Raw genomic sequence first — 8,442 nt, forward strand, 5'->3', positions numbered from 1 at the left:
GATCGGATCATTAGCGGACTTGGCCTTTGATGTCCAAGGCGATTCCGCTACTTTCTGGCCCGATGGAAACCGTATCCGCCTTTTTTCCCGACATCGGCCAGGCCATCGGCCTGCTTGCCGTCCTGGCCGCCGCCGCGGCCCTGGCGGTGCTGGGCGCCGCCCTGGGCGGCACCACCTGGCGCGAGACCGACCTGGCCGCCGGCTGGGGGCTGGGCGCCGCCCTGCTGACCCTGGTGGGCGGCACCTTCGGCTGGCCGTTGACCGGGCTGGGCGCCGGGCTGGCGGTGGCGGTCGCGGGCGGCGCGTGGTGGCTGGGGCGCCGTTCCGAGCCGCCGGTGGCGCCGGGCGCGGTGCTGGCGGTGGCTTTGGTCCTGCCGCTGCTGGTGGTGGTGGCGGCGATGGTGCCGTCGCAATGGGACGAATTTTCGCAATGGCTGTGGAACGCCGCCTATCTGGTCGAGCACGACCGGGTGCCGCGCCAGGGGCTGGCGGCCCATTCGGGCAGTTTCCCGGCCTATCCGTTCGGCGCCGCCCTGCTGCCCTATCTGGCCTCGCGCCTGGCCGGCGGCCTGATCGAACAGGCGGGCGCCCTGGGCAATGTCATGCTGCTGGCCTCGTTCGGTCTGGTCATGGCCCGGATCATGGCCGACAGCCAGGGCTTGTCCCGGCCCGGTCCGGCTTTGGTGGCGGCAGGCTTGCTGCTGGCCACCCTGGCCGGCCCCAGCTTCGTTGCCAAGGTGGCGCTGACCGCCTATGCCGATGCCGGAACGGCGGTGCTGCTGGCGCTGGGCGCCTTTCTGGGGTGGGCGTCCATCGAGGCGCTGGCCGCCGGCCGCGACGGGCAGGCGCGCACCCTGGCGTGGAAGGCCGGCCTGGTCCTGGCCGGAATGGTCGCCTTCAAGCAATCCAATCTGGTCCTGCTGGTGCTGCTGGGCGTGGCCATCGCCGTGGCTTTCCTGCAAGAGACCCGGATCGGGCGGGGCACGGCGCTGGGCCATCTGATCTTGATCTTCGCCCTGCCGGTGTTGGTGCTGATGCTGTGGCGCAGCCACGTCGCGACCCATCTGCCGGGGGCGGAATTCACCGTGCGGCCGTTCGCCAACTGGTCGCTGGACCTGTTGCCCGACATCCTTGCCAGCATGGGGCATGTCGCGATCAATAAGGGTGGTCATTTCGGGTCCATGGCGGTGGTGGCCGGGCTGGGGGCGCGGGCCTTGTGGCGCCGTCGCCCGGGGCCTGAACGGTTGGTGGCCATCGCCGCCCTGGTTACCCTGGGCTATCAGGCCTTCCTGCTGTTCGCCTATGTCGCCGCCTTCGATCGTTACGAGGCCGCCGCCGCCGCCTCCTATTGGCGCTACAACCTGCATGTCGGCGCCCTGCTGACCCTGGCCCTGGTGACCTGGGTGGCTTACCGGCGCCATTGGCGCGGCCGGGCGTGGATCGGCTGGCTGGCGGTGGCGCTGGTGGTGGCCGGCCCGGCCCTGCTGGCCCCCCGCATCCGTTTCGATCGCGAGCCCCCCCATCCGTTCCTGCGCCATGTCGCCCAGCAGGCGGCGCCGGCCTTGGGCGCGGGTGACCGGCTGGCGGTGGTCGATCTGACCGATTCCGGGCAAACCTGGCTGGCGATGCGCTGGTCGTTACGGGGCAGCCGGGCGCGGGTCGACGGGCTGTTCAACCTGGCCGACGCCGATGCGGCGATGGTGGCGGCCCGCCTGGCCGGATACACCCATCTGATCGTCCGCCGCGCCACCCCGGCCGTCGAGAGTGCGGTGGGCATCCCCATGCCCGCCGAACAGGCAACGCTGTTGCAACGAAGTCACGAGGGATGGATCATCCTGAAGCGCTGGAACGGGGACAAGCCATGATCGTTGCCGCCATCCTGCCCTGTTATCGGGTGTCGCGTCAGATCGCGGCGGTGATCCGGGCGATCGGGCCGGAATTCGCGCAGATCGTCGTGGTCGATGATTGCTGCCCGGAATCCTCGGGCGAGGTCGCCGCCGCCCTTGGCGATCCCCGGGTGACGGTGGTGAAGCGCGCCGTCAATGGCGGCGTCGGCGCCGCCATGGTCGATGGTTATCGCGCCGCCCTGGCGCTGGGCGCCGATATCCTGGTCAAGATCGATGGCGACGGCCAGATGGCGCCGGCCGATGCCGCCCGCTTGATCCGGCCCTTGGCCGAGGGTGAGGCCGATTATGCCAAGGGCAACCGCTTCCGCGACTTCAAGGCCCTGGCGGCGATGCCGCCCGCGCGGCTGTTCGGCAATTCGGTGCTGTCGTTCCTGGTCAAGGCGGCTTCGGGCTATTGGACGGTGATGGACCCGACCAACGGATTCACCGCCATCCGCCGCGAGACGCTTGAGGCACTGATGCTGGAACGCCTTGATTCAGGCTATTTTTTCGAGATCGACCTGTTGTGTCGGTTGTATCTGGTCGAAGCGGTGGTGGTCGATATCGCCCTGCCGGCCCGCTATGGCGACGAGCCCAGCTCGCTGTCGGTGGCGCGGGTGGCGCGGCAATTTCCGGCCAAATTGGCCCGGGCCTTCCTGCGCCGATTGCTGCTGCGCTATTTCGTCCACGACTTCAATATGGCGTCGATCTATCTGCTGCTGGCGGTGCCCATGCTGCTTTTTGGCGGAATCACTGGGGTTTTCGAATGGGTCCGCTCGGTGGAAAGCGGTCAGGTGCGCTCGGCCGGCACGGTGATGCTGGTCGCGATGCCGGTGATCCTTGGCTTGCAACTTCTTTTGCAGTCAATCGCCATCGACATTGCGGCGGTTCCGAAACGATTCGTTAAGAATCGATGAAACCGGCCCGGTCGCGGCTGGCGCCCGCAACCGCAAGTTCCATCACATCCAGGAAGCGCTGGGCCTGATAGGCGCGGGAATGGCTGTTTGCCGCCGTTTTGCTGGCCTCTGCCAAGGCGGTGCGCAAGGCGCTGTCATCAAGCAATTGTCTGGCCGCATCCGCAAGTTGTTGCGGCCAGGCGGCCGGGACCCACAAACCGGCCCGGTCGGACTGGATGATGCGGCTGGCCTCGCCCTCGGGGGCGACCAGCAGCAGTGGCAGACCCATGCCCATGGCCTCGAAAATCTTCGACGGGATCACCTCGGCGAAGGCGGGATCGTCTTTCAGGTGGACCAGGGCGATGTCGCACAACGACCAGATGCGCGGCATCATCTCCTTGGGCTGCATGCCCTGGAACACCACGTTGGGCAGGTTGCGCCGCGCCGCTTCGTCCATCAGCATCTGCCGCTCGGCGCCGGCGCCGACGAACAGGAAGCGGATGCGGTCGTCGTCGCGCAACATCTCGGCGGCGTCCAGCACGTTGATCAGGCCGTGCGCCATGCCGTGGGTGCCGACATAGCCCAGCACGAACTTGCCCTCCAGGCCCCACTGCCGGGCCAGTTCGGTATCGCGCGGGCGGGGCGCGTAGCGCGGCAGATCGACGCCGTTGATCACCACCGCGATCTTTTCCGGCGGGATGGCGCGGCGGACCAGATCGGCCTTGAAGGCATGGGTCAGGGCGACCACCGCGGCCGAGCGGCGGTACAAGAACAGCTCCACCGCTTCCAGCGCGCGGATCACCGGGCTTTCGCGCATGGCGCCGACGGCGGTGATCGAGCGCGGCCACAGATCGCCCAGCTCGAAGATGAAGGGGACGCGGCGGGTGGCGGCCAGCGCCCAGCCGCCGATTGCGGCGAAGAATTGCGGGCTGGTGGCGACGATGACGTCGGGACGGGATTCGAACAGGCCGGCGCCATAGGCGGTGATCATGAAGCTGACGAAATCAAGGGTGCGCTTGGCGAAGCCTTCGTTGGCGCTGATATAGGTCTTGACCCGCACCACCCGCATGCCATCGACATCCTGGACCTGGCGCCAGCGGTTCTGCCAGCCGTCGAACAGGCGACCTTGCGGGAAATTGGGGGCCGAGGTCAGGATGGTGACCCGGTGCCCGGCCTTGACCCAGTAAAGGGCGCGTTCATAGACACGGGTGGCGGCGGCGTTGGTCTCGGGCGGGAAGTTCTCGGTCAGGAACACGATGTTCATGCGGGCGTGCCTTCCCTGTCGGGCGCGCACAGGGCGGCGATGATCCACAGGGCCGAGACCCACCAGCTTTGCCAGGCCCCATAGCTGACCGACGCCACCACCAGCGCGGCGGTCAGGCAGGCCAGATGAGCCGGTCGGCGGTCGCGGGTGGCCTGGCCGACCAGCAGCAGGGTCAGGGCGACGCCGACCATGCCCAATTCCAGCCAGATCTGCAAAAGGGCGTTGTGGGGATGAAGCGGCAGGCGCGTGCCGGTCAGGCTGCCCTTGCTTTTTCCATCCGGGGTGAACCATTCGGTGTCCAGGCGGTCCTCGGCGCCGGGGATCACCCGCGAGGATTCCATGCCCCAGCCGAGCAGCGGGTGCTCGGTCGCCTTGGCGCCGGTGAACTGCCACACCGCCAAGCGGTGATGGGCCGAAATCGGCAGCCAGTCCAGAGAAGTGAAGCTGGCCGGCGGAGTGGGCAGGCGTGGCGATACCGTCACCACCGCGAGCGCTGCTGCGGCGGTGGCGACAACCACAAGCCGGGCCGCTCCTCTTGGCGACCACACGGCGGCGCCATAGACAATCGATCCAGCCAGCACAGCCAGAATGGCGGCCAGGCTGTCGCCGGCCAGGATGACCGCGCCGATCACCGCCAGGGGGATGAAACCGCGCTTGCGGCCCTGCCGCTCGGTCAGCCAGCCGACCAGCGGCCACGCCGCCAAGGCCAGGATGGTGGCGCCGCGATTGAATTGCGACTTGGCACCCGGCGGCAGCGGCTTCATGCCGCGCACTTCGAACAGGGCACCCGACAGGCTGTTGCCGGTCAGGTATTCCACGCTCAGGATCAAGGCGGCGATCAGCGACCCGATCATCAGTCCGGTCATCAATCCGCTGCGTTCATGGCTGTCCAGGCTACGCGCGGCAAGAATGCCGGCGGTTCCGATCAAGGCCAAGCCACCAAGACGCGCCGCGGAACCCAACGCCGTCAGCGGCACCGGCGACCAGAGCGCCGACAGGGCCGCCCAGGCGAACAACAAGATGGACAAGGCGGCCACCGACCATCCCGCAGCCAGGTCGATGCGGCGCGACCATAGCCGCGCCAGCGCCAGCAGCCCGACCACTGCGGCCATTGGCGCCAGCCCATTGGCGGCCAGCACCGCCAGCGGCGGCATGGTCAGGCCGGCCACGAACAGCAATAAGCGGGTGGGCGAGGTGGTGGTCATGATGGCCGGACCATATCAGCGAGCCGACCGGTTGCCAACCCGCCGGGCATGGCCTAGAAAGGCTGCCATGTGCGGCATCGCAGGCCTTCTTCACCCCCCAGGCGCCGGTTCGGTCGAGCCGGGGCTGCTGGCCGGCATGAGTGCCGCGATCACCCATCGCGGCCCCGACGGGTCGGGCCTGTGGCTGTCCGACGACCGCGCCATCGGCTTGGCCCATCGGCGGCTATCGATCCTGGATCTGTCGGACGGGGCGGCCCAGCCCATGGCCAACGAGGACGGCACCGTCCGCGTCACCTTCAACGGCGAGATCTACAACCACGCCGCCCTGCGCCGGCTTTTGGAACGGGCCGGCCATCGCTTCGCCACCGACCATTCCGACACCGAAGTCCTGGTGCACGGTTTCGAGGAATGGGGCATCGACGGCCTGCTGGAACGCCTGGACGGCATGTTCGCCTTTGCCCTGTGGGACCAGGCCGGCGCCACGCTGCATCTGGCCCGCGACCGCATGGGCATCAAGCCGCTTTATTTCGCCCGCATCGACGGCGCCTGGGCTTTCGCGTCCGAGATCAAGGCGCTGCTGGCCCATCCCCGGCTGGTGCGCGACGTCTGCGCGCCGGCTTTGTGGCACGCCTTGTCGTTCCTGACCGCGCCGGCGCCGCTGACCTTGTTCGAAGGGGTGTTCAAGCTGCCGGCCGGTCACCGGCTGGACATCTCGGCCGCCGGCACCTTGGCGGCCAAGCGCTGGTGGCGGCCGTTACCCGGCCGCACCCCGTCGGTCGAGAATTTGTCGGCCGCCGCCCGGCGCGACTATTTCGTCACCGGCATCCGGACGCGGCTCGAAGCGGCGGTGGCCAGCCATCTGGCCGCCGACGTCCCGGTCGGCGCCTTCCTGTCGGGCGGCATCGATTCCTCCAGCCTGGTGGCGCTGATGAGCCGGCTGGCCGGCAGCCGGGTCAACACCTTCACCGTCGGCTTCACCGACCACACCCATCTGAACGAGCTGGACTGGGCCGAGCGGGTGGCGGGCGAATTTTCCACCCGGCACCATGTCGTCACCCTGGCCGCCCCCGAGATGGAGGCCTATCTGGACGAACTGATCCACACCCAGGACGAGCCGATCGCCGATTGGGTCTGTATCCCGCTGCATTTCGTCTCGGAACTGGTGCGCAAGAGCGGGGTCAAGGTGGTGATGGTCGGCGAGGGCGCCGACGAATTGTTCTGCGGCTATTCCAGCTGGATGAGCTGGCTGGATGTGCACCGGCGGGCCTGGGGGCCGTGGCGGCGCTGGCTGCCCCGGCCGTTGCGCGGCTTGGCCGCCGGGCTGACCGCCCCGCTGGCCTGGGCCCGGCCCGATCTGGCCAGCCGGCTGGACATCCTGGACCGCGCCGCCCAGCCCGACGGCGAGCTGTTCTGGGGCGGCGCCGTGTCGCTGTGGGAAGGCCAGAAGGCAGCGCTTGTTCCCGACAACCGGGCCTTCGCCGGTTCGCCCGCCGCCGAGACGCTGGTCGCCACCGGCCTGCTGCCCGACGAATGGCTGGACCCCGACAGCGCGCGTGTGCCGGGCTGGGTGCTGGGCGGCTTCGACCACGCCCGTCCCGGCTCGGACCAATTGACCCGCATGGCCCATCTGGACCTTAGCCTGCGGCTGCCGGAATTGCTGCTGATGCGGGTCGACAAGATCGCCATGGCCAGTTCGCTGGAAGCCAGGGTGCCGTTCCTGGATCATCATCTGGTCGATTTCGCCATGGATATTCCCCAGGCCGACAAGGTGGCCGGCGGGGCCAAGGATCTGTTGAAGCAGGCGGTGCGCGGGCTTATTCCCGACGCGGTGATCGACCGGCCCAAGATGGGGTTCGGCGCGCCGATGGCGCAATGGCTGCGCGGGGGCTTCGGCGCCAAGGCCCGCGCCGAGATCTTGTCGTCGTCGCTGCTGGACCGCTTCGGCTTCTCGAAGAAGGCGGTGGCGGCGATGATCGACGACCACATCGCCGGCCGGCGCGATGCCTCGCTGCCGATCTGGGTGCTGTGGAACATCACCGCCTGGAACCGCCGCTGGATCGGCGAGGCGCCCAAGGCCCGGGGCGGCGGTTGCTGCGGTTGATAACGTTTTCCGATTAATCAGATATCATTTCCCGGCCTTAACTTGTCAATCTTCGGACCCACTTCTGTATTCGACGCGGGATCGCAGCCGCCGACGATGATGGAGGACACGATGAATGCATTCATGACCGCCCGTGACGGCAAGGCCAAGCTGGACGAGGACGCCGCCTTCAAGGCCAGGGTTCGGGGCGTGCGGCGCATGGGCCAGTGGGCGGCCGAGCGGCTGGGACTGGCGGGCGAGGCAGCGACCGATTATGCGAAATCCCTGGTCGAGGCCGATTTCGAACTGCCCGGCGACGATGATGTCGTCGCCAAGCTGCTGCTCGACCTGCCGCAGGGCAGCGTCACGCCCGACCAGTTGCACGCCCAATTGGCCCTTTGCCTGGCCGCCGAGGACGCGCCGGGACCGAGATGACGCCCAAGGACCGATCTCTGGCCTTGACCGTGGCCGGCTTGCGCAGGCTGGGTGGGGATGGCGACGCCACCCTCGCCCAGGCCACCGACCGGCTGGCCGAGCGCTCGGCCCTGCTGCCGATTTTGCCGCTGGCGGCCCTGGGGATGGTGCCGTCGCCCGGCATCCCCCTGGGGCTGATTTGCGGCGTGCTGGTGATGTGGCTCAGTCTTGCCCACCTGATCGGACGGAGCCACGGAAGCCTGCCGTCCATCCTGGGCGGGCGCCGTCTGCCGCAGCCGGTGATGGACGCTGCCTTGCGACGATTGGTGCCGCTGTTGCGTCGGGTCGAACGAAGGTCGGCCGCGCGGCTGACGGTGCTGGCCAGCGGTGGCGGCGCCGTCCTCGCCACCCTGGCCGTGGCGGGACAGGGCTTGATGCTGGCCCTGCCGATTCCCCTCGGCAATATCCCGCCGGGTCTGGCCATCCTGGCCTTGAGCGCCGGCCTGATCTGGCGCGATGGGATCGCCATTCTGATCGGCTATGGCCTGTCGATCGCCTCGTTCGCCATTCTGGGCGGCCTGGTGTGGGGCGGCGGCCTGACGCTGTCCCATTTCTTGGTTTAGACCCTATGTTCGCCCCCTGAAACGGCTGGCGGTCCGTCCCACGGCATGTCCCAATCGAGGGTTGCGCCGGACAG

Annotated in this window: 7 protein-coding genes; 5 read left to right on the forward strand and 2 right to left on the reverse strand. The window is 68.5% G+C overall.

Features of this window, described 5'->3' with window-relative positions; translation table 11 throughout:
• The first annotated feature begins 29 nt into the window (after positions 1-29).
• Positions 30-1,865 carry a hypothetical protein gene (locus A6A05_RS06465; RefSeq protein ID WP_156520940.1) on the forward strand — a complete coding sequence of 612 codons (1,836 nt, stop codon included), beginning with the start codon at positions 30-32 and terminating at the stop codon, positions 1,863-1,865.
• Complete coding sequence (locus A6A05_RS06470; protein WP_082910751.1) at positions 1,862-2,803, forward strand: glycosyltransferase family 2 protein; 942 nt, start codon at positions 1,862-1,864, stop codon at positions 2,801-2,803. Before A6A05_RS06465 ends, A6A05_RS06470 begins: the two co-directional genes overlap by 4 nt.
• Here the strand turns inward: A6A05_RS06470 and A6A05_RS06475 are convergent.
• Together A6A05_RS06475 and A6A05_RS06480 are read right to left on the reverse strand one after the other, a co-directional pair.
• Positions 2,790-4,046 carry a glycosyltransferase family 4 protein gene (locus A6A05_RS06475; protein WP_068498622.1) on the reverse strand — a complete coding sequence of 419 codons (1,257 nt, stop codon included), beginning with the start codon at positions 4,044-4,046 and terminating at the stop codon, positions 2,790-2,792. The two genes, A6A05_RS06470 and A6A05_RS06475, sit on opposite strands and share 14 nt — an antisense overlap.
• The gene (locus tag A6A05_RS06480) at positions 4,043-5,251 is read right to left on the reverse strand and encodes an O-antigen ligase family protein (RefSeq protein ID WP_068498611.1); all 1,209 of its coding nucleotides are present in this window, start codon (positions 5,249-5,251) and stop codon (positions 4,043-4,045) included. Before A6A05_RS06480 ends, A6A05_RS06475 begins: the two co-directional genes overlap by 4 nt.
• Positions 5,252-5,318: 67 nt before the next feature.
• Here A6A05_RS06480 and asnB point away from each other — a divergent pair, with 67 nt between their 5' ends.
• The 3 genes from asnB to A6A05_RS06495 all read left to right on the forward strand — a co-directional run bounded on the left by asnB (position 5,319) and on the right by A6A05_RS06495 (position 8,368).
• Entirely contained in the window at positions 5,319-7,352 is a 2,034-nt protein-coding gene (asnB, locus tag A6A05_RS06485) for an asparagine synthase (glutamine-hydrolyzing) (RefSeq protein WP_172822207.1), read from the forward strand.
• Between the two features lie 111 nt (positions 7,353-7,463).
• Entirely contained in the window at positions 7,464-7,766 is a 303-nt protein-coding gene (locus A6A05_RS06490; protein ID WP_068498626.1) for an ATPase inhibitor subunit zeta, read from the forward strand.
• The gene (locus A6A05_RS06495; RefSeq protein ID WP_068498613.1) at positions 7,763-8,368 is read left to right on the forward strand and encodes an exopolysaccharide biosynthesis protein; all 606 of its coding nucleotides are present in this window, start codon (positions 7,763-7,765) and stop codon (positions 8,366-8,368) included. Before A6A05_RS06490 ends, A6A05_RS06495 begins: the two co-directional genes overlap by 4 nt.
• Positions 8,369-8,442 lie beyond the last annotated feature (74 nt).

Source organism: Magnetospirillum moscoviense (genome assembly GCF_001650635.1).
GTDB classification, from domain to species: domain Bacteria; phylum Pseudomonadota; class Alphaproteobacteria; order Rhodospirillales; family Magnetospirillaceae; genus Magnetospirillum; species Magnetospirillum moscoviense.

Coding starts and splice junctions, on each gene's coding strand:
- asnB (WP_172822207.1), top strand. CDS start 5,319: ATGTGCGGCATCGCAGGCCTTCTTCACCCCCCAGGCGCCGGTTCGGTC.
- A6A05_RS06465 (WP_156520940.1), top strand. CDS start 30: ATGTCCAAGGCGATTCCGCTACTTTCTGGCCCGATGGAAACCGTATCC.
- A6A05_RS06480 (WP_068498611.1), bottom strand. CDS start 5,251: ATGACCACCACCTCGCCCACCCGCTTATTGCTGTTCGTGGCCGGCCTG.
- A6A05_RS06495 (WP_068498613.1), top strand. CDS start 7,763: ATGACGCCCAAGGACCGATCTCTGGCCTTGACCGTGGCCGGCTTGCGC.
- A6A05_RS06470 (WP_082910751.1), top strand. CDS start 1,862: ATGATCGTTGCCGCCATCCTGCCCTGTTATCGGGTGTCGCGTCAGATC.
- A6A05_RS06475 (WP_068498622.1), bottom strand. CDS start 4,046: ATGAACATCGTGTTCCTGACCGAGAACTTCCCGCCCGAGACCAACGCC.
- A6A05_RS06490 (WP_068498626.1), top strand. CDS start 7,464: ATGAATGCATTCATGACCGCCCGTGACGGCAAGGCCAAGCTGGACGAG.